20 protein-coding genes are annotated in these 20547 nt (G+C 64.9%); 13 read left to right on the top strand and 7 right to left on the bottom strand.

What is annotated here, in order from left to right:
- Positions 1 to 34 precede the first annotated feature (34 nt).
- Positions 35 to 928 (bottom strand): LysR family transcriptional regulator, encoded by an 894-nt coding sequence (locus M1B34_RS11065; RefSeq protein WP_268265153.1) that lies wholly within the window; start codon positions 926 to 928, stop codon positions 35 to 37.
- Positions 929 to 1033: 105 nt separating this feature from the next.
- Here M1B34_RS11065 and M1B34_RS11060 point away from each other — a divergent pair, with 105 nt between their 5' ends.
- The 12 genes from M1B34_RS11060 (at position 1034) to M1B34_RS11005 (ending at position 11548) form a co-directional block, all read left to right on the top strand.
- Entirely contained in the window at positions 1034 to 1702 is a 669-nt protein-coding gene (locus M1B34_RS11060) for an RraA family protein (protein ID WP_123331672.1), read from the top strand.
- Entirely contained in the window at positions 1699 to 2361 is a 663-nt protein-coding gene (locus M1B34_RS11055; RefSeq protein WP_123331670.1) for an RraA family protein, read from the top strand. The genes M1B34_RS11060 and M1B34_RS11055 overlap by 4 nt, the downstream gene beginning before the upstream one ends.
- A complete protein-coding gene (locus tag M1B34_RS11050; RefSeq protein WP_268265152.1) occupies positions 2361 to 2999 on the top strand; it encodes an RraA family protein in 639 nt (212 codons plus the stop codon). Before M1B34_RS11055 ends, M1B34_RS11050 begins: the two co-directional genes overlap by 1 nt.
- Complete coding sequence (locus M1B34_RS11045) at positions 2996 to 4210, top strand: pyridoxal phosphate-dependent aminotransferase (protein ID WP_268265151.1); 1215 nt, start codon at positions 2996 to 2998, stop codon at positions 4208 to 4210. The genes M1B34_RS11050 and M1B34_RS11045 overlap by 4 nt, the downstream gene beginning before the upstream one ends.
- 262 nt (positions 4211 to 4472) lie before the next feature.
- Positions 4473 to 5012 carry a thiamine pyrophosphate-binding protein gene (locus tag M1B34_RS11040; RefSeq protein WP_123331663.1) on the top strand — a complete coding sequence of 180 codons (540 nt, stop codon included), beginning with the start codon at positions 4473 to 4475 and terminating at the stop codon, positions 5010 to 5012.
- Positions 5000 to 5596 (top strand): thiamine pyrophosphate-dependent enzyme, encoded by a 597-nt coding sequence (locus M1B34_RS11035; RefSeq protein ID WP_123331661.1) that lies wholly within the window; start codon positions 5000 to 5002, stop codon positions 5594 to 5596. Before M1B34_RS11040 ends, M1B34_RS11035 begins: the two co-directional genes overlap by 13 nt.
- A gap of 65 nt (positions 5597 to 5661) precedes the next feature.
- On the top strand, positions 5662 to 6825 hold the full coding sequence (locus M1B34_RS11030; protein ID WP_268265150.1) for an acyl-CoA dehydrogenase family protein: 1164 nt from the start codon (positions 5662 to 5664) through the stop codon (positions 6823 to 6825).
- Positions 6826 to 6891: 66 nt separating this feature from the next.
- Positions 6892 to 8094 carry a CaiB/BaiF CoA transferase family protein gene (locus tag M1B34_RS11025; protein ID WP_268265149.1) on the top strand — a complete coding sequence of 401 codons (1203 nt, stop codon included), beginning with the start codon at positions 6892 to 6894 and terminating at the stop codon, positions 8092 to 8094.
- Positions 8095 to 8156: 62 nt separating this feature from the next.
- Positions 8157 to 8906 (top strand): electron transfer flavoprotein subunit beta/FixA family protein, encoded by a 750-nt coding sequence (locus M1B34_RS11020; RefSeq protein WP_268265148.1) that lies wholly within the window; start codon positions 8157 to 8159, stop codon positions 8904 to 8906.
- 16 nt (positions 8907 to 8922) lie between these two features.
- Positions 8923 to 9867: an electron transfer flavoprotein subunit alpha/FixB family protein gene (locus M1B34_RS11015; protein ID WP_268265147.1), complete on the top strand. Its 945-nt coding sequence runs from the start codon at positions 8923 to 8925 to the stop codon at positions 9865 to 9867.
- 26 nt (positions 9868 to 9893) lie between these two features.
- Complete coding sequence (locus M1B34_RS11010; protein WP_268265146.1) at positions 9894 to 10736, top strand: HTD2 family dehydratase; 843 nt, start codon at positions 9894 to 9896, stop codon at positions 10734 to 10736.
- On the top strand, positions 10733 to 11548 hold the full coding sequence (locus M1B34_RS11005; RefSeq protein ID WP_268265145.1) for an HpcH/HpaI aldolase/citrate lyase family protein: 816 nt from the start codon (positions 10733 to 10735) through the stop codon (positions 11546 to 11548). Before M1B34_RS11010 ends, M1B34_RS11005 begins: the two co-directional genes overlap by 4 nt.
- Before the next feature lie 67 nt (positions 11549 to 11615).
- On the opposite strand, the gene ptrR is transcribed toward M1B34_RS11005, so the two are convergent.
- On the bottom strand, positions 11616 to 12497 hold the full coding sequence (ptrR, locus tag M1B34_RS11000) for a putrescine utilization regulator PtrR (RefSeq protein ID WP_268262089.1): 882 nt from the start codon (positions 12495 to 12497) through the stop codon (positions 11616 to 11618).
- A 102-nt stretch (positions 12498 to 12599) separates the two neighbouring features.
- On the opposite strand from ptrR, the gene M1B34_RS10995 reads away from it, so the two are divergent.
- Positions 12600 to 13991 (top strand): aldehyde dehydrogenase family protein, encoded by a 1392-nt coding sequence (locus M1B34_RS10995; protein WP_123331647.1) that lies wholly within the window; start codon positions 12600 to 12602, stop codon positions 13989 to 13991.
- A gap of 68 nt (positions 13992 to 14059) precedes the next feature.
- Here M1B34_RS10995 and M1B34_RS10990 read toward each other — a convergent pair whose 3' ends face one another.
- The 5 genes from M1B34_RS10990 to M1B34_RS10970 all read right to left on the bottom strand — a co-directional run bounded on the left by M1B34_RS10990 (position 14060) and on the right by M1B34_RS10970 (position 20289).
- Positions 14060 to 14761 carry a DUF3053 domain-containing protein gene (locus tag M1B34_RS10990; RefSeq protein WP_268265144.1) on the bottom strand — a complete coding sequence of 234 codons (702 nt, stop codon included), beginning with the start codon at positions 14759 to 14761 and terminating at the stop codon, positions 14060 to 14062.
- A 208-nt stretch (positions 14762 to 14969) separates the two neighbouring features.
- A complete protein-coding gene (locus M1B34_RS10985; protein WP_123331643.1) occupies positions 14970 to 16970 on the bottom strand; it encodes a peptidase U32 family protein in 2001 nt (666 codons plus the stop codon).
- 135 nt (positions 16971 to 17105) lie between these two features.
- Positions 17106 to 17486: a RidA family protein gene (locus M1B34_RS10980; RefSeq protein WP_123331641.1), complete on the bottom strand. Its 381-nt coding sequence runs from the start codon at positions 17484 to 17486 to the stop codon at positions 17106 to 17108.
- Positions 17487 to 17690: 204 nt separating this feature from the next.
- Complete coding sequence (locus M1B34_RS10975) at positions 17691 to 18731, bottom strand: ABC transporter substrate-binding protein (protein WP_268265143.1); 1041 nt, start codon at positions 18729 to 18731, stop codon at positions 17691 to 17693.
- A gap of 175 nt (positions 18732 to 18906) precedes the next feature.
- Positions 18907 to 20289, bottom strand: a complete 1383-nt coding sequence (locus M1B34_RS10970) for an aspartate aminotransferase family protein (RefSeq protein ID WP_268265142.1) — start codon at positions 20287 to 20289, stop codon at positions 18907 to 18909.
- Between the last annotated feature and the right edge of the window lie 258 nt (positions 20290 to 20547).

The raw sequence follows: 20547 nt of genomic DNA, 5'->3' as shown, positions 1-20547 counted from the left end.
TCAAACCTATGGTCCGCCCCGGGTCGATGCCACCTCAGGTGCGCTCGCGAAACCCTGCCACCACTTCCGCCACCAGCGGATTGGCACGCTCGGCGTTCCACGCCAGGGCCGTGGTGACCACATTCAACGGTTGGCTCAAGGGCCGCAGCACCACGTTATCCGGCGCCAGCTTTTTCAGCGCTGCCGGCACCAGGGCAATGCCTTGGCCACAGCTGACAAAGGCGATCTGCGAAGCCACCGAGCGCACTTCGTGCAGCACCCGTGGCGAGAAGCCGCTGGCCCGGCAGGTGGCGATCAGATTATCGAAATACACCGGGCTGACCTTGCGCGAGAACATCACCAGGGGCTCGCTGGCCAGACTCGACAGGCTGATGCGTTTGCGCGAGGCCAGCGGGTGGTCACTGGGCAAGGCCACCATCAGTCGGTCTTCGGTCAGCGCCAGGGATTGGATCGACGCGCCCAGATCACCGTCCAGCCGAGCGAACGCCAGGTCGATGTCCCCCGCTTCCAGGGCCGGAACCGCTTCGACGCTGTCGATCTCGCGCACCGACACCGTCAACTGCGGATGGGCCAGCTTGAGCCGCTCGATCAGCCCCGGCAGCAGGTCGAACATGGCACTGGAGATCGCGCCGATGGTCAACAGGCCCGACTGCCCGGCCACCGCCTCCTCCACCGCCAGCTCCAGGCGCTGCAACTGCTCGGCGAAATTGCGCACCGCCGGCAGGATAGCCGCGCCCACCGGGGTCAGTTGGGCGCCGCGCCGCGAGCGCTCGAACAGCTTGACCTTGAGTGCCTGCTCCAGCACCTGGATCTGCTCACTGAGGGGCGGCTGGGACATGCCCAGGCGCTTGGCGGCCCGACCGAAGTTCTGCTCTTCGGCAACGGCAAGGAACAACCAGAGGTGGCGAATCAAGCGGAAATTGATCATGGCAGATCCATAGTTTAATCGTATGTAAGGCTTATGCGATTCGTAATATACCTATCAAACCTGCTCGCTGAAACTGGGCGCCTCCATCCCCTGAGGCTTGCCCCCATGACCCATGAGAGTCTGCTTGAACGCCTGGCAGCACTGGACACCAACACGGTCTCCGATGCCCTCGATTTCCTCGGCCTGCCCGGCGCCACCGTGGGCCTGCGCCCACTGTGGGATTGCCCGAAGATCGTCGGCCGCGCCAGCACGGTGCTGCTGGCAGCCAAGTCCGACCGCCAGCCTACCGTGCACCTGATTACCCCGGTGGTCGAACAGATCGCCAGTGACGATCGGCTGCTGGTCATCGCCGGCGGCCTGCCGGGCATTTCCTGCTGGGGCGACATCCTGGCCAACGCCGCCCTTGGCAAGGGCGTGCGCGGCACGGTAATCGACGGCTACAGCCGCGACATCGAAGGCAGCGAATCCATCGGCTACCCGGTGTACGGGCGTGGCGTCACCATGATCAGTGCGCGCAATCGGCTGGTGCAGATCGCTGCCGCCGTGCCGATCCAGGTGGCCGGGGTCGAGGTCAGCCAGGACGACTATGTGATCGCCGACCGTTGCGGCACGGTGTTTGTGGCCCAGGCCGAAATCGCCAAGGTCCTCGACCTCGGCGAGCGCATCGCTCGGCGCCAGGAAGGCATGGTCGAGGCCGTGCGCAGCGGGCGCTCGGTGGCCGAGGTGATGCATGACACCCAGTTCGAAGCCATCCACGTGGAGCACGCCCGATGAACCTTGAAGACCAGGCCCTGGTGGCCCTGTTTGCCGGCCTCGATACCCCCGGCGTGTCCGACGCCCTGGACAAGCTCGGCCTGCCCGGGCAATGCCTGGGCCTGGCGCCCCTGGACAACTACCGCGAGGTGGTGGTCGGTCCGGCGTTCACCGTGCAGTACGTCAGCGCCAGCGTGCCACCCGGCACCGTGGGCGACTTTATCGACGACGTGGCCCCCGGTGATGTGGTGGTGATCGACAACGGCGGCCGCACCGACTGCACCGTCTGGGGCGACATCATGACCCAATACGCCGGCAGCCGGCAGATCGCCGCGACGGTGATCGACGGCGTATGCCGCGACGTCAGCAAGGCCCTGGGCGATGGCTACCCACTGTTCAGCAAGGGTCGTTTCATGCGCACCGGCAAGGACCGGGTGCAGGTACAGGCACTCAACCAGCCGGTGTCCATCGGCGCGGTCCGGGTCTGTGCCCGGGACATCGTGGTCGCCGACGCCAACGGCGTGGTGGTGGTGCCCCGCCAGCGTGCCGCTGAAGTGGCGGCCGCCGCCCGGCAGATCGAGGCCGTCGAAGCCGATATTCGCGCCCTGATCGCCCAGGGTAAAACCCTCAAGGAAGCCCGGGCTGCCCTGGGTTATCACAACCTGCAAAGGAAAGTCTGATGACCCCGCTGCCGCTTCCCCTGGATTTCCACGCACGGGCCAAAGTCCTGGGCAGTTCGACCCTGTATGAAGCCTCCCACCTGCCCTGCACAGTCGACAGCGCGATCCGCCCGGTCTGGGACGGGGCCTTTATCGCCGCGCCGGTCTACCCCCTGGAGTGCTCTCCCGGCGATAACCTGGCCTTGCACCTGGCGATGGAACGCGCGCCCCGAGGCAGCGTGCTGGTGGTGGGCACCGGCAATTTTATCGCCGGTTACTGGGGCGAGGTGCTGACCGTGGCCGCTGAAGCCGCGGGCGTGGTGGGCCTGGTGATCGACGGTGGCGTGCGGGATATCGCCGCCCTGAAAAAACGCCAGTTCCCGGTGTTCGCCCGGGGCGTCTCGGTCAAGGGCACCCTCAAGGTCAGCGCGCCGTCGGTGGGGCAAGCCTTCAACTTCAACGGCGTACCGGTGGCCCCCGGCGACCTGCTGGTGGCGGATGACGACGGCGTCATCGTGATCCCCAAGGCTGATGCCGCCCGCACCCTGGCCGAAGGCGAAGCGCGGGCGCACAAGGAAGCCCAGATGATGCAGGCCCTCAGCGAAGGCCGCTCGACCCTGGAACTGATGAACCTGACCGACTGGAGAACCCGGGCATGAGCGCCGACCTGCAACGCCTCAACCAGCGCCTGGCCGACGCCCGGCCCTCAGCCACCTACCGCATCATGGACCGGGTAGCCGAGCGCCGGGCCCAGGGCGCCGAGATCATTTCGCTGTGCGCCGGCGAGCCGGATTTCGATACCCCGCGGCATGTCCGCGAGGCCGCGATCAATGCAATCGAACAGGGCCACACACGCTACACCCAGGTGGCCGGGGTACGTGCCCTGCGCGAAGCGGTGGCCGCCAAGTTCCGCCGCGAAAACGGCCTCGACGTCAGTTGGCAGGACACCCTGGTGTGCAACGGCGGCAAGCAGGTGATCTACAACGCCCTGGCCGCGACCCTCAACGAGGGCGACCAGGTCATCGTGCCGGCGCCGTACTGGGTCAGCTACCCGGAGATGGTGCAACTGTGCGGCGCTCAGACCCGGGTCGTGACCTGTGAGGCCAAGGACGGCTTCAAGCTGACGCCCGACGCGCTGGCCGCCGCGATCACCGCGCAGACTCGCTGGCTGATCCTCAATTCGCCGTCCAATCCCACCGGCGCGGTGTACAGCCGCGACGAGCTGCTGGCCCTGGCCGAGGTGCTGCTGGCCCATCCCCAGGTGCTGATCCTGGCGGACGACATCTACGAACACCTGATCTTCGAAGACCAGCCGTTCCACACCCTGGCCCAGGTCGAGCCACGCCTGGCCCCACGCACCCTGACCATGAACGGCGTGTCCAAGGCCTATGCCATGACCGGCTGGCGCATCGGTTTTGCCACCGGGCCGCGTTGGCTGCTGGACGCCATGGAAAAGCTCCAGGGGCAACAGACTTCCGGCGCCTGCTCGATTTCCCAGCAGGCCGCCCTCGCCGCCCTCGAAGGCCCCAGGGACTTCATCCAGGACAGCCGCGACGTGTTCCAGAGACGGCGGGACCTGATGGTGGCGCTGCTCAACGACACCCCGGGGCTGGAGTGCGGAGTCCCGGCCGGGGCGTTCTACGCCTTCGCCAGTTGCGCCGGGGTCATCGGCCGCACCTCGCCGGCCGGTCGGATGTTGCACAGCGACGAAGACTTCGCCCATGCCCTGCTCGATGAAGCGAATGTCGCCGTGGTGCATGGCAGTGCCTTTGGCCTGGGGCCCTACATCCGCATCGCCTATGCCCTGGATGATGCGTCGTTGCGCAAGGCCTGCGAGGCCATTCGCCGCTTCTGTACTGACCTGGCCTGACAGGCAGGCGCCTGGCGCAAGGCCATCACTCCGCCAGATCAGTGCACGCCAGGGAGGGCGTGCACCCCTCGTTTGCTGCCTGGCGGCCGCCATTGCTCCCAGCCATACCCCCCCGTTATCGCCACGGCCAGAAGCCTCGCCGGTTCGCCGCCGGGCTATACAAAATGGGCATATCTCAAAGACAAAAACGGTAGTCGTCGTGCGCGCCCCGCCCTCCCAGAATGGCTGAAAACACAAAAGCAGCACGGCTTGGGAGATTGGCATGTCAACAGCAGCTGAACACAGCATGGGCATCGATTGGCAGGAGGATGTGTTCCACGTCCTCAAATCCGCCGGGGTCAAACACCTGGTGTTCGTGCCTGACGCGGGGCACTCGGCGGCAATCCGCATGGCCTACGAAGACCCGGACATCAAGGCGGTGGTCCTGACCACTGAAGAAGAAGGCATCGGCTACCTGGCCGGTGCCTGGCTGGGCGGCGAACGCGGCGCCCTGCTGATGCAGTCCAGCGGCGTCGGCAACTGCATCAACACCCTGGCACTGCAAGTCTGCGCCGGCTTCCCGCTGCTGATGGTGGTGACCATGCGCGGCGACTGGGCCGAGTTCAACGCCTGGCAAAACCCCATGGGCCAAGTCACCGAAGCCTCGCTGAACCTGATGAAGGTCATGACCTGGCGCGCCGATGACCCGAAAGACGTCGCCCCGCTGCTGCACGGTGCCGCCACCATGGCATTCAACGGTGATTCCTCCTGCGCCCTGTTGCTGGGCCAGCGTCTGATTGGAGAAAAGAAATGGGTCAAGTAAGCGCTCACCACACCCTCTGCCGCCGTGAAGTGGTCAAGGCCCTGCTCGCCGACCGCAAAGACCTGCTGGTGGTGACCGGCCTGGGCTCGGCTTCCTACGACGTGATGGCCGCCGGCGATCACGACGGCAACTACTACCTGTGGGCCGCCATGGGCAGCGCGATCACCGTGGGCCTGGGCCTGGCCAATGCCCAGCCGGACAAGAGCGTGGTGGTGATCACCGGCGACGGTGAATTGCTCATGGGCTTCGGCGCCCTGGCCACGGTGGCCCTGCAAAAACCGGCGAACCTGACCATCGCCGTGCTCGACAACGGCCACTTCGGTGAAACCGGCATGCAAGTCAGCCACGCCGGTTTTGGCATCAGCCTGGATCAGGTGGCCAACACGTGCGGTTTCAGCTGGACTGCGGAAATCCGCGACATGCAGGGTGTGCATGAGCTGCGTGAGCGTTTTGCCGGTCGTGCCGGGGTCAAGCTGGCGACAATCAAGATCAAGGCGGAAAACCCGCCACGGGTCCTGCCTCCGCGTGACGGTCACTACATCAAGAACCGCTTCCGCGCGGCCCTGGGTTTCGCCCCGATCTGATTGCCCCGCTGCCCCCTGCCCACCCGGGGTGATTGGCCCCGGGTGGCTCGTTGAGGAAAACAATAATGACTGATCGCAACGCTGAAGAACTCAATGCCATCCGCGAGGGCGTGCGTGCCCTGTGCGCCGAATTCGACGCAGCCTACTGGCGCCGGATCGACGAAGAAAAGGGCTTTCCCGAGGCCTTCGTCAAGGCCCTGACCGACGCTGGCTGGTTGTCGGCGATGATCCCCGAAGAGTACGGCGGCTCCGGCCTGGGCCTGGCCGAAGCCTCGGTGATCCTTGAGGAAGTGAACCGCTGCGGCGGCAACTCCGGCACCGTGCACGGGCAGATGTACAACATGTTCACCCTGCTGCGCCACGGCAGTGCGGCGCAGAAAAGCTACTACCTGCCCAAACTCGCCAGCGGCGAACTGCGCCTGCAATCGATGGGGGTCACCGAACCCACCACCGGCACCGACACCACCAAAATCAAGACCACCGCGGTCAAGCGCGGCGACAAGTACGTGATCAACGGGCAGAAGGTGTGGATCTCACGGGTCCAGCATTCCGACCTGATGATCCTCCTGGCCCGCACCACGCCGCTGGCCGAAGTCAGCAAAAAATCCGAAGGCATGTCGATCTTCCTGGTCGACCTGCGCGAGGCCATCGGCAACGGCCTGACCGTGCAGCCCATCGCCAACATGGTCAACCACGAGACCAACGAGCTGTTCTTCGACAACCTGGAGATCCCCGCCGACAGCCTGATCGGCGAAGAAGGCAAAGGCTTCCGGTACATCCTCGACGGCCTGAATGCCGAGCGCACCCTGATTGCCGCCGAATGCATCGGCGACGGCCGCTGGTTTATCGAAAAAGCCAGCGCCTATGCCCGCGACCGCGTGGTGTTTGGCCGGCCGATCGGGCAGAACCAGGGTGTGCAATTCCCCATCGCCGAAGCCCATATCGAAATCGAGGCCGCCGACCTGATGCGCTGGCGTGCCTGCGAGGAATACGACAGCGGGCAGAACGCCGGTGCCAGCGCCAACATGGCCAAGTACCTGGCGGCCAAGGCGTCCTGGGAGGCGGCCAACGCCTGCCTGCAGACCCACGGCGGTTTTGGCTTTGCCTGCGAATACGACGTCGAGCGCAAGTTCCGCGAGACCCGGCTGTACCAGGTGGCGCCGATCTCCACCAACCTGATTTTGTCCTACGTGGCCGAGCACCTGCTGGAGTTGCCCCGCTCCTTCTGAGCCCGTCGTCCACCGCGCCGGCCTTGGTCGGCGCTGCTGCGCACAGCCTGACAAGAGAGATAAAACATGAGCCAGCCCTCCCCTGTACGCCCCCTCGACGGCATCACCGTGGTCAGCCTGGAACACGCCATTGCCGCGCCCTTCTGCACCCGCCAACTGGCCGACCTGGGCGCCCGGGTCATCAAGGTCGAGCGCCCCGGCAGCGGCGATTTCGCCCGTGGCTACGACCAGCGCGTCAACGGCCTGGCCTCGCATTTTGTGTGGACCAATCGCTCGAAAGAAAGCCTGACCCTGGACCTCAAGCAGACCGCCGCCACCGAGGTGCTCGACCGCCTGCTGGCCGACGCCGATGTGCTGGTGCAGAACCTGGCCCCCGGTGCCGCGGCACGCATGGGCTTGTCGTTCGAGGCCCTGCACGCGCGCTTTCCACGGCTGATTGTGTGTGACATTTCCGGCTACGGCGCCGGCGGGCCCTACGAGAAGAAAAAGGCCTACGACCTGCTGATCCAGAGCGAGGGCGGCTTTCTATCGGTGACCGGCGGACCCGGCGCCGAAGACCTGGCCAAGGCCGGTTGTTCGATCGCCGACATCGCCGCCGGCATGTACGCCTACACCGGCATTCTTTCCGCCCTGCTGTTGCGTGGGCGCACCGGGGTGGGCAGCCACCTCGACGTGTCGATGCTCGAAGCCCTGGTGGAGTGGATGAACTACCCGCTGTACTACGCCTACCAAGGGGCACCGCCGCCGCCCCGGGCCGGCGCGGCCCACGCCACCATTTACCCCTACGGCCCCTTCCCCATCGGCGACGGCAGCACGGTGATGCTGGGCTTGCAGAACGAGCGGGAGTGGCAGCTGTTCTGCGAAAAAGTCCTGCTGCAACCGACGTTGGCCCAAGACCCGCGCTTCGCCGCCAACTTCAAGCGGGTGGAAAACCGCAACGCCCTGCGCGAGCTGATCGTGGCGGCCTTTTCCACACTGGACTTCGACGGGGTCATGCAGCGCCTGGATCAGGCGCAGATCGCCAACGCCCGGGTCAATGACATGCAAGGCGTCTGGGACCACCCACAGTTGCAGGCCCGCGAGCGTTGGCGCCAGGTCGCGACCAGCGCCGGCCCGGTGCCAAGCCTGCTGCCACCGGCCAGCAGCAGCGCCTTCCAGCCACGCATGGACGCCGTGCCAGGCCTGGGCCAGCACACCGAGCAAGTCCTGCATGAGCTGGGCCTGTCCGCCGACAGCATCCGGCAAATGCGCGCCAGCGGAGCGATCTAGCCGCCCCGACCAACAGGCAACCCGCCTGCAACGATTAAAGATTGTCGAGAGAACACTGCCCCATGAAGACCCTGGTAGCTGTGAAACGCGTGGTCGATTACAACGTGAAAGTTCGCGTCAAGGCGGACAATTCCGGCGTCGACCTGGCGAACGTCAAGATGTCGATGAACCCGTTCTGTGAGATCGCCGTGGAAGAGGCCGTACGCCTCAAAGAGCTGGGTATCGCCACCGAAATTGTCGTGGTGTCCATCGGTCCTGCGGCGGCTCAAGAACAACTGCGGACCGCCCTGGCCCTGGGTGCCGATCGCGCCGTCCTGGTCGAATCCGCCGATGAATTGAACGCCCTGGCTGTGGCCAAGTTGCTCAAGGCCGTGGTCGATAAGGAACAGCCGCAGCTGGTGATCCTGGGCAAACAAGCCATCGACAGCGACAACAACCAGACCGGCCAGATGCTCGCTGCGCTGACCGGTTACGGCCAGGGCACCTTTGCTTCGAACGTCGAAGTGAGTGGCGGCCAGGTTGCCGTGACCCGTGAAATCGACGGCGGCGCGCAGACGGTTTCCCTGAAACTGCCCGCGATCGTGACCACCGACCTGCGTTTGAACGAGCCGCGTTATGCGTCCCTGCCGAACATCATGAAAGCCAAGAAGAAGCCGCTTGAAGTGCTGACTCCGGATGCGTTGGGCGTTTCCACCGCCTCCACCCACAAGACCGTGAACGTCGAAGCGCCGGCTGCCCGCAGCGCAGGCATCAAGGTCAACTCGGTGGCTGAACTGGTCGAAAAACTGAAAAACCAAGCGAAGGTGCTTTGAATTGGAGAGCGTGATCATGACTGTCTTGGTAATCGCTGAACACGACAACAAAGTGCTGGCCCCGGCCACCCTGAACACCGTGGCCGCTGCCGCTAAAATCGGTGGTGATATCCACGCTCTGGTGGCTGGCCACAACATCGGCGCCGTGGCTGAAGCCGCAGCAAACATCCCTGGCGTGAGCAAAGTACTGGTTGCCGATAATGCCGCCTACGCTCACCAACTGCCGGAAAACGTCGCCCCTCTGATAGCGGCTCTGGGTTGCAAGGCGGGGGGTGCTGGCTACAGCCACATCCTGGCTGCCGCTACCTCCAACGGTAAAAACATCCTGCCGCGCGTTGCTGCGCAGCTGGACGTTGACCAGATCTCCGAGATCATCTCGGTGCAAAGCGCTGACACCTTCAAGCGCCCGATCTACGCCGGTAACGCCATCGCCACCGTGCAATCCTCGGCGGCGGTGAAGGTCATCACGGTACGCGCCACCGGTTTCGATCCGGTGGCGGCTGAAGGTGGTTCAGCGGCAATTGAAACCGTTGCAGCTGTCCACAACCCAGGTACGTCGTCCTTCGTTGGTGAAGAGCTGGCCACCTCCGACCGCCCAGAACTGACTGCGGCCAGGATCGTCGTTTCCGGCGGCCGCGGCCTGCAGAACGGCGACAACTTCAAGCACCTGTACGCCCTGGCTGACAAGCTGGGCGCAGCGGTCGGCGCTTCTCGCGCGGCGGTCGACGCAGGCTTTGTGCCCAACGATATGCAGGTCGGCCAGACCGGCAAGATCGTCGCGCCACAGCTGTACATCGCCGTCGGCATTTCCGGGGCGATCCAGCATTTGGCCGGTATGAAGGACTCCAAGGTGATCGTGGCGATCAACAAGGACGAAGAAGCACCGATCTTCCAGGTGGCCGATTACGGCCTGGTGGCGGATTTGTTTGATGCGGTGCCGGAACTGACCGCACAGATCTGATCCCCCCTCGATTAGGAGCGTTGATGATGAGCAATGTCGATTTTTCTGCCTGGATTGGCCGCCGCCAGGAGAGCCAGGACCGCATCAGTTTCAACCTGGTCAAGCGCATCGCCGCCACCCTGGGCGAGGTGGCCCCGCAACCGGGCGACGCCTTGCCGCTGTTGTGGCACTGGGCATTTTTCCAGGAGCCGGTCGCCGCTCGGGAGTTGGGCCGCGACGGCCACCCGGCCCTGGGTGGGTTCCTGCCCCCGGCGGACAACCGCAACCGCATGTGGGCCGGCAGCCGCCTGGCGTTCTACCAGCCGCTGCAGGTCGAAGCCGAGGTGGCCTGCGTGTCGACCATTATCAAGGTCGAGGAAAAACACGGACGCACCGGCGCCTTGCTGTTTGTCACCCTGCGCCATGAGTACTTCCAGGACGGCCAGTTGGCACTGCAGGACGAGCAAGACATCGTCTACCGCGAGCCCACCCCACCCAAGCTCGGCGGCACCGAGACGCTGCCGCCCGGCCAATGGCGCGAAGCCGTGGAGCCCGACGCGACCTTGCTGTTTCGCTACTCGGCGGTGACCTTCAACGGCCATCGCATTCACTACGACTGGCCCTATGTGACCGAAGTCGAGGGCTACCCGGGCCTGGTGGTCCACGGCCCCTTGATCGCCACCCTGAACCTGCGCGCCTTCACCCGCGCGCACCCGACGGCACAGGTGCGGCGCTTCAGTTTCCGGGGCTTGCGCCCGTTGATTTCACCCCAGCCGTTCGAGGTCGGTGGGCGGCTTATGGAGCCCGGCAAGGCCCAGGTCTGGGCCGGGAACCAGGACGGCAGCGCACAGCTCGGCGAGATCGAATACAGCCAAGGAGCCTCGGCATGAACCCCACCCTTGTGCGCTCGGCCCTGTTTGTCCCGGCCACCCGCCCGGAACGCATCCCCAAGGCCCTCGCCAGCGGCGCCGACCGGGTGATCGTCGACCTAGAAGATGCGGTACAGGAAACCCTCAAGGAGCAAGCCCGCGATAACCTCGATCGCTACTTGAGCGGACACCCCGAAGCCCGGCTGCTGGTGCGGGTCAACAGCCCGGGGCACTGGGCTCACCACGACGACCTGGCGCTGTGCCGACGCCACGCCGGGGTCAGCGGCATCCTGCTGCCCAAGGCCGAAAGCCCGGCCCAGGTGCACGCCGCGTGGCTGACCGGCAAAGCAGTCTGGCCCATCATCGAAAGCGCCAAAGGCCTGGCGGCGCTGCAGGCGATTGCCGACGCCGAGGGGGTGGAACGTTTGTCGTTCGGCAGCCTCGACCTGGGCCTGGACCTGAACCTGAGCAGCGGCAGCCGGACCGCCGAGGCGTTTCTCAGCCATGCCCGCTACGCCGTGCTGCTGGCCACCCGCGTGGCCAACCTGGCCCCGGCGCTGGACGGTGTGTTCCCGTCCATCGACGACCACCGCGGCCTGCTCGGTGCCGTGCAGTTCGCCCGGGACATGGGGTTTGGCGGCGCGCTGTGCATCCATCCGAGCCAGGTGCCGATCATCCATCAGGCACTGCAACCGAGCGCCGAAGAACTGCACTGGGCGCGACGCATCATCGAGGCTGCCGCCTCGGGCGAAGGGGTCTTTGTCCTGGACGGGCAGATGGTCGACGCCCCGGTGATTGCCCGGGCCCAGGGCATTGTCCAGCGCGGCCGCTAACCCGGCTTGAGGTTGACACCCTGGGCGTTGTTGCGGGGCGTTTCGACGCCCCGTTTTATTACCTGCCTCACGGCCCCGCCTCCGGCACCACCCCGCGCTCTTCCAGCAGGCGCACAAACATGGTCAGGCTTTGCGATACGGTGCCGCGGCGCCAGACCAGCCAGGTGCGCAGGTAGCGGAAATCTTCCGACAGCGGCCAGACGCTGACGGTGCTGCAGCCAGGCATGCTGTCGAGCATGCTGCGGGGCATCAGGGCCAGGCCGGCGCCAGCACTGACGCAGGCGAGCATGCCGTGGTAGGACTCCATCTCGAAGATTTTCCCCGGCACCGAGGCGTCTTTGGTGAACCAGCGTTCAAAGTGATGGCGGTAGGAGCAGTTGGCGCGAAAGGCGTAGATGTTCTCGCCATTGACCTCCCGGGCCCGATGGATCGGCGCGTGATGCAGGGGCGCGATCAGGACCATCTCCTCTTCAAACGCCGGCACGCCTTCCAGGGCCGGGTGCAACACCGGACCGTCGACAAAGGCGGCGGCCAGGCGGCCGGCCAGCACACCGTCGATCATGGTGCCGGAGGGCCCGGTGGTCAGGTCCAGTTCGACCTTGGCGTAGCGCTGGTTATAGGCCGCCAGCAACCCGGGAATGCGCACTGCCGCCGTGCTTTCCAGGGAGCCCAGGGAAAATGGCCCCTGGGGCTCTTCGCCGGCCACCGTGGCGCGGGCCTCCTGCACCAGGTCGAGGATGCGCCGGGCGTAGTCGAGAAAGCTCCAGCCGGCGGGCGACAGGCGCAGGCGGCTTTTCTCGCGGATAAACAAGTCCACGCCGAGGTCCTGTTCCAGTTGCTTGATGCGCGTGGTCAGGTTCGAGGGCACCCGATGAATCTGCGCAGCGGCGGCGCTGATGCTGCCGTGCTCAGCCACGGCCTTGAATATTTCCAACTGGACCAGATCCACTTCATTCTCCAAACGTGAACAACTGACTCAGTATTATTCAGTTTTCAGAAAATAAACATCCCCGTAACCTGCACCCATTCCCCCACCCAGCAGGACGGTGCCATGACTCAGGTTTCCAGCGTCACCCACGCCATCTCCATCAACCCGGCCACGGGCGAGCAGATCGGCCAATACGCCTTTGAATCCGCCTCGGCTCTGGACGCCGCCCTGACCCGCGCGGCCAGTGGCTTTGCCACCTGGCGCAATACCCCAGTGGCACAACGGGCCGCCGCCCTGATTGCCCTGGCCCGTGAGCTGCGCAACGACGCGCAACAACTGGCGACCATGATCACCCAGGAAATGGGCAAGCCGATTGCCCAGGCCCGTGGCGAAGTCGAGAAATGCGCCCAGCTCTGCGAGTGGTACGCGGCCCAAGGCCCCGGCATGCTCAGCGCCGAACCGACCCTGGTGGAAGGCGGCAAGGCCCGCATCGAATACCGCCCATTGGGACCGATCCTGGCGGTGATGCCGTGGAACTTCCCGATCTGGCAAGTGCTGCGCGGCGCGGTGCCGGCCTTGATCGCCGGCAACACCTACGTGCTCAAGCACGCGCCGAATGTCATGGGCTGTGCCTACCTGCTGCGCGACGCTTTCCAGCGCGCCGGTTTTGTCGAAGGTGTGTTCGAACTGATCAACGTCACCCCGGACGGCGTGTCCAGCGCCATCACCGACCGTCGGATTGCCGCCGTAACCCTGACCGGCAGCGTGCGCGCCGGCATCGCCATCGGTTCCCAAGCCGGTGCTGCGCTGAAAAAATGCGTGCTGGAACTGGGCGGTTCCGACCCGTTTATCGTGCTCAACGACGCTGACCTCGACGCCGCCGTCAAAGCAGCGGTGATCGGCCGCTATCAGAACACCGGTCAGGTCTGCGCCGCAGCCAAGCGCTTGATCGTCGAACAAGGGATCGTTGAGGAGTTCACCCGCAAATTCGTCGAGGCCACCCGTCAACTGGCCGTGGGTGACCCGCTGCTGACCGAGACCTACATCGGCCCCATGGCACGCTTTGACCTGCGTGACGAGCTGGACCAACAAGTGCGCGACACCCTGGAAGAAGGCGCGACCCTATTGCTCGGTGGCGGCAAGGCCGACGGCGCCGGCAACTTCTACCAGCCGACAGTGCTGGGCGACGTCACTGACCAGATGACTTCGTTCAAACAGGAGCTGTTCGGCCCCGTGGCCTCGATCATCGCCGCCCGCGATGCCGAGCATGCCCTGGCCTTGGCCAACGACAGCGAGTTCGGGCTGGCCGCCACGGTCTACACCCGCAACGTCGAACTGGCCGAGCAGTTTGCCGAGCGCCTGGAAACCGGTGGGGTGTTTATCAATGGCTACTGCGCCAGCGACCCGCGAGTGACCTTTGGCGGTGTGAAGCGCAGCGGCTTTGGCCGTGAATTGTCGCACTTCGGCGTGCGCGAGTTCTGCAACGCCCAGACCGTGTGGCTGGACCGCCACTAAGCGACCCGGGCCCCAACGGCCGATAAAAAAACGCCACTCAGTCGAGTGGCGTTTTTTTTGGCTTCGGCTTAGCGACCGAACTTCAGCTTCTGCAAGCGGACCTGTGCCTGCTGGGCCTTTTTACCCTGCTCGCCCAGGTCCTGCAGCAGCCGGTTCAATTCAGCCTGAACCTTGGGGTCACTGACCGTCAGCATCGAACCGGAGATCTGGATCTGGGCTTTGTGTGCGGTCACGTAATCGGCCACTTTCAGGCTGCTGTCGAAGGTCGCGGCGAGCTGCGGCAGCACTTCGCGGAAGGTCTGCGCCGGCACGCTGACCGTCCTGTCGTAGGCCTTGTCATACACCGCCTTCAGGTCCTCGGGCTGCTTGAGCTGGGCGTGGGCGGCGTCGGCCTTGGCCTGTTCCTGAGTCAGTTGGGTGGCGATATCGCCAAGCCCGGTCTGGATGGCGCGGATTTCGTCACGCCGGGCAACCACATCGTCCAGGGTACGCATCGAGCCTTTTTTCACCAGCTCGCCCAAGGGCTGCACCGAGTTGTCCATGCTCGTCGAGAAATCGGTAATGACGGCGTAGTGGTTGCTGTAGTCGCCAAAGGCTTTGCTTTCATCCGCCGTCAGTTGCGGAACCCGCAGGCCGGCTTTGTCGAGGATGCGGGTCTGCAGGAACTGGCTGAACGCGGCACGCTGCTCAGGTTCTTTGTCGCCGCAAGCGGCCAGGACCAAAGGCAGGGCCAGGACCAGCAGCGCAGCGGGACGAAACAGGGACTTCATGTCATTGATCTCCAAAAAAGATAAGCGCCAGGCAGGGTCACGCCCTGAAAAGCGCCCGCGAGCTTATAGACTCGACAGCCGAGAGACCACTGGTTTCATTCAGGATTCAGCCATTGTGCAAGGCGCACCGGCGATGACGCGGAGCAGGCCCGTGCGCCACGGGCCCAAGGCACGAGCGCGACGCACCGGCGTCGCGCTCGTCCTGCACTCAGTGCGGTGCGCGGGGGATGGTCTTGAGCAGGTCGGCGGGGCTGATGTGGCCGACCACCTGTTCTGCCGCGCTGCCCGGCAGCGGCAAGCCGAGGATGTGGCCCTTGATCTTGCCGATCACGTGCATCTCGCAAGGCTTGCAGTCGAACTTCAAGGTCAGCACTTCATCGCCGTGCACCAGTTGCATCGGCGCCACCTTGGTCCGCACCCCGGTCACGCCCTTGGCCTGCTTGGGGCACAGGTTAAAAGAGAAACGCAGGCAGTGCTTGGTGATCATCACCGGCACCTCGCCCGTTTCCTCGTGGGCCTCGAAGGCCGCGTCGATCAGCTTGACCCCGTGGCGGTGGTAGAAGTCCCGGGCCTTCTGGTTGTAGACGTTGGCCAAGAACGACAGGTGCGATTCCGGATAGACCGGCGGCGGGTTGGTCTCGGCCTTGCGCCCACCCCGTGGATGCGCCTCGATACGCGCGGCAGTCAGGGCCTCGATAACTTCACGGCGCAGGGCCTTGAGCTGCGAGTTGGGAATGAAAAACGCCTGGGGCGCATCGAGCTTGATGTCCGTGGCGTGGTACTGGGTGGTGCCCAGTTGGCCAAGCAGGTCATGCAGCTGTTCCAGGGCTTGCTCCGGCTTGTTGGCCACGCCGAACGGACCGTCCAGGGCGACGCTGGCACGGATGCCTTCTTCGCTGGTGACGTTGAGTTCCAGGCGCTGCTCGCTGAGGCGGGCCAACCAGGACACGCCGACCCGGCGCTCGGCGGAGGTCTTGAGCAGGGCTTGCTGCCAGTTGTGGTCGAGGTTGCGGCTCAGCGGGTGGCTCGGGCGCAGGCGGTGCATGCCCTCGGGCATCTCGTTGGGCTCGACGCGGTAGCGGTAGCGTTTTTCACCGTCTTCCTCGAACTCGCCCTTGGGCTCGGCGATGTTGGCGCGGAAGCCCACCACCTCACGCTTGATCTGCACATTGAGGCCGTCGCCGTTGGACAGCGGCTCGTGGGTCACCACCTGCAGGTCGCGCTTGCCGACCTTCTCCACCACGCCCACCAACAGGCCGGTGAAGGTCGGCGAATCGAAGGCGCCGATGTCGATCTTGCGGTCGGTGACAAAGTAGTCGGTGCTGCCACGGTGGAAGGTCTTGTCCGGGTCGGGCAGGAAAAAGTGCGCGGTACGGCCGCTGGAGGCGCGAGCCAGGTCCGGGCGGTCTTCGAGCACATCGTCCAGGCGCTGGCGGTAATAGGCCGTGATGTTCTTCACATAACCCATGTCCTTGTAGCGGCCCTCGATCTTGAACGAACGCACGCCAGCCTCGACCAGGGCGCGGATGTTGCCGCTCTGGTTGTTGTCTTTCATCGACAACAGGTGCTTCTCGTAGGCGATCACCCCACCCTTTTCGTCTTTCAGGGTGTACGGCAGGCGGCAGGCCTGGGAGCAGTCGCCACGGTTGGCGCTGCGGCCATTCTGCGCGTGGGAGATGTTGCACTGCCCGGAGAACGCCACGCACAAAGCGCCGTGGATAAAGAACTCGATGGCCGCGTCGGTCTCGTCGGCGATGGCGCGGATTTCCTGCAGGTTCAGCTCGCGGGCCAGAACCAGCTGGGAGAAGCCGGCCTGATCGAGGAATTTGGCCCGGGCCAGGGTGCGGATATCGGTCTGGGTGCTGGCGTGCAGCTCGATCGGCGGAATGTCCAGTTCCATCACGCCCAGGTCCTGGACGATCAGCGCATCGACTCCGGCGTCGTAGAGCTGGTGGATCAGCTTGCGTGCCGGCTCCAGCTCATTGTCGTGGAGGATGGTGTTGATGGTGGTGAAGACCCGCGCGTGATAGCGCCGGGCGAACTCCACCAATTCGGCGATTTCGCTCACCTCGTTGCAGGCGTTGTGGCGAGCGCCGAAGCTGGGGCCACCGATGTACACGGCATCGGCGCCGTGCAGGATGGCCTCACGGGCAATGGCCACGTCGCGGGCGGGGCTGAGCAATTCCAGGTGATGTTTGGGCAGAGACATATTTTTTTAGTCAGGCTTGTCACGGTCGAGGCGCGCATTGTAGCGGCGAAACGCGTGACCGGCACCCGTGCGCTGCCCGGTGGCGACCGCGCGTTGTGCGAGGCCGCCGGATAAACGCTCGGGCATGCCCGAAAATCAGGCTTTGGCGGCCATCGCGGTGACTTCCACACGCATGCCTTCGACCGCCAGGGCGGCCACGCCGACGGCGGCACGCACCGGCCAGGGCTTGGCAAAGAAACGCTGGTAGACCTCGTTGAACGCGGCACGGTCGGCCATGTCAGTGAGGTAAATGGTCAGGTGCAGCACCCGGTCCATGGAGCTGCCGGCCTTCTCCAGCGCCACCTTGAGCGCCTGCAAAGTGCATTCGCTCTGCAGCGTGATGTCGCCCAGTTCCAGGCTGCCATCGGCATGGGTGGGGATCTGGGTCGAGACCAGCAGGCCGCCGAAGCCGGCCACATCGGAAGAGATGGAGTCGGCGTCAGGGTCGGGAATAAAGGTCAGGTCGTGGTTGGCCATGAAAAATCTCTTGCTGAAGGGGTTGGCAAAGCGCTGCTCGGTCAGGCCGCCGCGCCGACATCGTCGGTCGCCGCGGACAGTCAACACCACAAGGGGCATCGATGAGGCCACCCTGTGGGCGGGCAGTTTACCGTCCGCGGGCCTGGTCGGTGGTCAATCGAATGGAAAAACTGCCACCGAACCCTTTGGATCAATGCCCGACGATCAGCGAGCCGCCCAGGCATTGAAGCGTTCTTCCAGCTCCTCGCCATGGTCCACCCAGAACTCCGCATCCACCGCCCGGGCCTTGGCCAGGTTGGCTTCGGCGGTCGGCAATTGCTGTTGCACCTGGGCCGGCAGCAGCGCCAGGGCTTCGCGATGGACCGGCCCGTAGGGGATGGTTTCGGAGAAGACTTTCTGGGTCTGCGGCTGGCTGGCAAAGGCGATGAATTTCTCGGCCAGGGCCTTGTTCGGCGTGCCTTTGACCACGGCCCAGTATTCCGGGTCGTACAGGCTCTGCGGCCAGACGATGCCCAAGTTCATGCCCTCTTTCTGCGCGGAGGCGATACGCCCGTTGTAGGCCGCACTCATCACCACATCGCCGGCAATCAGCCACTGCGCCGGCTGCGCACCGGCTTCCCACCACTGGATGCTCGACTTGATTTTATCGAGCTTGGCAAAGGCCCGGCTCACGCCTTCAGGGGTGCCCAGCACCTTGTACAGCTGATCGGCCGGGACGCCATCGGCCAGCAGAGCGATTTCCAGGGTGTACTTGGCGCCCTTGCGCAGGCCGCGCTTGCCCGGGAAGTCCTTGAGGTTCCAGAAGTCGGCCCAGGACGACGGTGCCTTGGCCAGCTTGTCCTGGTCAAAAGCCATGACCATCGACCAGACGTAGGTGGCCACCCCGCATTCGGTGAAGGTGCCCGGCACATACTGCGCCGGGTCGCCAAAGCGGCTGGCGTCCAGGCGCTCGAACAGGCCGGCATCGCAACCGCGCAACAGCTCCGGGCTCTCGACTTCGACCACGTCCCAGTTGGTGTGGCCGACATCGACCATGGCCTTGATCTTCGACAGCTCGCCGTTGTATTCGCCGGCCACGATGCGCCCGGCGCCGCTGGCGTTGAAGGGTTGGAAATAGGCCTTGTCCTGGGCCAGTTTGGTGGCGCCGCCGAAGGAGATGACGGTCAGGGACTGAGGCTCGGCGAACACACCGGTGCACAACAGGGCCAATGAAAAAGGAACACAGGTACGCAAGGATATGGACATGGAACGCTCCCACAGCTGGTTTTTTAAAGGATTTATGGCGGGGCAGTGCTGGCCAGAGGCCAATTAAGTTCCATCGTGCCGGGCTCTTGGGCCCGGCATCGTTATGGGCAAATGCTTTCGTCCAGGAAAGCCGAACCGACGCGTCATGCGCGCGGCGCTCAGCAGGGTCGGCAGGTCAGAGGCGGCCGTACTCCCGAGCCGTGCGATCGACGGCCTGGCGGGTCTTGTCGATCAGTTCGTCGATCTCGGCGCGCCCGGCCACCAGGGCCGGCGCCATGATCATCCGGCCCAGGGTAGAGCGGATGATCAGGCCCTCTTCAAAGCCCAGGGTGCGGCAACGCCAGGCCATGTCGTTTTCGTTGGCGAAGCGCTTGCGCGTGGCCTTGTCTTCGGCGAACTGCAAGGCCGCCACCAGGCCGGTGCCTTGCACCTCGCCAATCAACGGGTGATTGCCGAACACTTCCCGCAGGCAGCTTTGCAGGTAGGGGCCGGTGTCTTGCTTGACCCGGGTGACGATGCCTTCATCACGCAGGGCCTTGAGGTTGGCGATGGCCACGGCGGCCGCCACCGGGTGCCCGGAATAGGTCAGGCCGTGGGCGAACACCCCGCCCTGCTCCACCAGCACCTGGGCCATGCGTTGGGAGAGCACCAGCCCGCCCATGGGGATATAGCCCGAGGTCAGGCCCTTGGCGATGGACAGGGTGTCCGGCTCGAAGCCGAAGTGCTGGTGGGCGAACCATTCGCCGGTGCGTCCGAAACCGCCAATCACCTCATCGGCGCACAGCAGCACATCGTATTGGCGGCAGATGCGCTGGATTTCCGGCCAGTAACTGTCCGGCGGGAAAATCATCCCGCCGGCACCCTGGAAGGGTTCGGCGACAAAGGCGGCGACGTTCTCGGCGCCCAGTTGAAGAATCTTGTCTTCCAGTTGCCGCGCCGCACGCAGCCCGAATTCGGCCGGGCTCAAGTCGCCTGGGTGGGCGAACCAGTAGGGCTCGTCGATGTGCGCCACATCCGGGATCATCCCGCCCATCTCATGCATGAACGCCATGCCGCCCAGGGCCGAGGCCCCCAGGGTCGAGCCGTGGTAACCGTTCCAGCGGCCGATCATGATTTTCTTCTGCGGCTGACCCAGGATCTGCCAGTAGCGGCGCACCGTGCGGATCAGCACCTCGTTGGCTTCGGAGCCGGAGTTGGTGTAGATCGCGTGGCTGTAGTGGCTCGGCAACAGGCTGAACAACAGCTCCGAAAGCTCCACCACGGCCGGGTGGGTGGTGTGGAAAAACAGGTTGTAGTACGGCAGTTGCTCCAGCTGGCGGGTGGCCGCAGCGGCCAGGTCCTTGCGGCCGTAACCGAGCTGGGTGCACCACAGCCCGGACATGCCATCGAGGTAGCGCTTGCCGTCGTTGTCCCACAGGGCCAGGCCCTCGCCACGCACCATCACCCGAGGCCCCTCCTCGTTCAGCGCTTTCTGGTCGAGAAAGGCATGAATGTGGTGGGCTGCATCCAGCGCCTGGTACTCGGCGGTGTCACGGCGGTTGCTCGATGGCGCGGTCATTGCGGGTTTCTCCTGGGCTCTTGGCGACGGGGTGTGGCAGGCGCTGTAGGGGCCAACCGATCACGCCGACCGCCTGGTGCGTTCAGTGAGGTTCGATAGTGCGACATCCCCGGGCCGAGGAAAATTAGTAAAAATATGCTTGGGAGCGATAAAAAAGCTCGCCAGAGGGCACACGCCCGACGCGCCCGGCTGAGGTATGGTGCAGATTCGACGGGCACCGTCCTGGCGCCTGATCCCAGCCTCCAGCACCGCCGCTCG

The organism is Pseudomonas morbosilactucae (genome assembly GCF_023241715.1).
In the GTDB taxonomy this organism is placed as follows: Bacteria; Pseudomonadota; Gammaproteobacteria; order Pseudomonadales; family Pseudomonadaceae; genus Aquipseudomonas; species Aquipseudomonas morbosilactucae.
The sequence above is the reverse complement of the archived record's forward strand: the minus strand, read 5'-3'. Positions and strand labels throughout refer to the sequence as shown.

Bases quoted from the DNA above. Each gene is read 5' to 3' on its own strand.
- M1B34_RS11065 (WP_268265153.1), bottom strand. From the start codon at position 928: ATGATCAATTTCCGCTTGATTCGCCACCTCTGGTTGTTCCTTGCCGTT.
- M1B34_RS11030 (WP_268265150.1), top strand. From the start codon at position 5,662: ATGACTGATCGCAACGCTGAAGAACTCAATGCCATCCGCGAGGGCGTG.
- M1B34_RS11035 (WP_123331661.1), top strand. From the start codon at position 5,000: ATGGGTCAAGTAAGCGCTCACCACACCCTCTGCCGCCGTGAAGTGGTC.
- M1B34_RS10975 (WP_268265143.1), bottom strand. From the start codon at position 18,731: ATGTCCATATCCTTGCGTACCTGTGTTCCTTTTTCATTGGCCCTGTTG.
- M1B34_RS11025 (WP_268265149.1), top strand. From the start codon at position 6,892: ATGAGCCAGCCCTCCCCTGTACGCCCCCTCGACGGCATCACCGTGGTC.
- M1B34_RS10980 (WP_123331641.1), bottom strand. From the start codon at position 17,486: ATGGCCAACCACGACCTGACCTTTATTCCCGACCCTGACGCCGACTCC.
- M1B34_RS11045 (WP_268265151.1), top strand. From the start codon at position 2,996: ATGAGCGCCGACCTGCAACGCCTCAACCAGCGCCTGGCCGACGCCCGG.
- M1B34_RS11055 (WP_123331670.1), top strand. From the start codon at position 1,699: ATGAACCTTGAAGACCAGGCCCTGGTGGCCCTGTTTGCCGGCCTCGAT.
- M1B34_RS11015 (WP_268265147.1), top strand. From the start codon at position 8,923: ATGACTGTCTTGGTAATCGCTGAACACGACAACAAAGTGCTGGCCCCG.
- M1B34_RS10970 (WP_268265142.1), bottom strand. From the start codon at position 20,289: ATGACCGCGCCATCGAGCAACCGCCGTGACACCGCCGAGTACCAGGCG.
- M1B34_RS11040 (WP_123331663.1), top strand. From the start codon at position 4,473: ATGTCAACAGCAGCTGAACACAGCATGGGCATCGATTGGCAGGAGGAT.
- M1B34_RS10995 (WP_123331647.1), top strand. From the start codon at position 12,600: ATGACTCAGGTTTCCAGCGTCACCCACGCCATCTCCATCAACCCGGCC.
- M1B34_RS11010 (WP_268265146.1), top strand. From the start codon at position 9,894: ATGAGCAATGTCGATTTTTCTGCCTGGATTGGCCGCCGCCAGGAGAGC.
- M1B34_RS11005 (WP_268265145.1), top strand. From the start codon at position 10,733: ATGAACCCCACCCTTGTGCGCTCGGCCCTGTTTGTCCCGGCCACCCGC.
- M1B34_RS11020 (WP_268265148.1), top strand. From the start codon at position 8,157: ATGAAGACCCTGGTAGCTGTGAAACGCGTGGTCGATTACAACGTGAAA.
- M1B34_RS10990 (WP_268265144.1), bottom strand. From the start codon at position 14,761: ATGAAGTCCCTGTTTCGTCCCGCTGCGCTGCTGGTCCTGGCCCTGCCT.
- M1B34_RS10985 (WP_123331643.1), bottom strand. From the start codon at position 16,970: ATGTCTCTGCCCAAACATCACCTGGAATTGCTCAGCCCCGCCCGCGAC.
- M1B34_RS11060 (WP_123331672.1), top strand. From the start codon at position 1,034: ATGACCCATGAGAGTCTGCTTGAACGCCTGGCAGCACTGGACACCAAC.
- M1B34_RS11050 (WP_268265152.1), top strand. From the start codon at position 2,361: ATGACCCCGCTGCCGCTTCCCCTGGATTTCCACGCACGGGCCAAAGTC.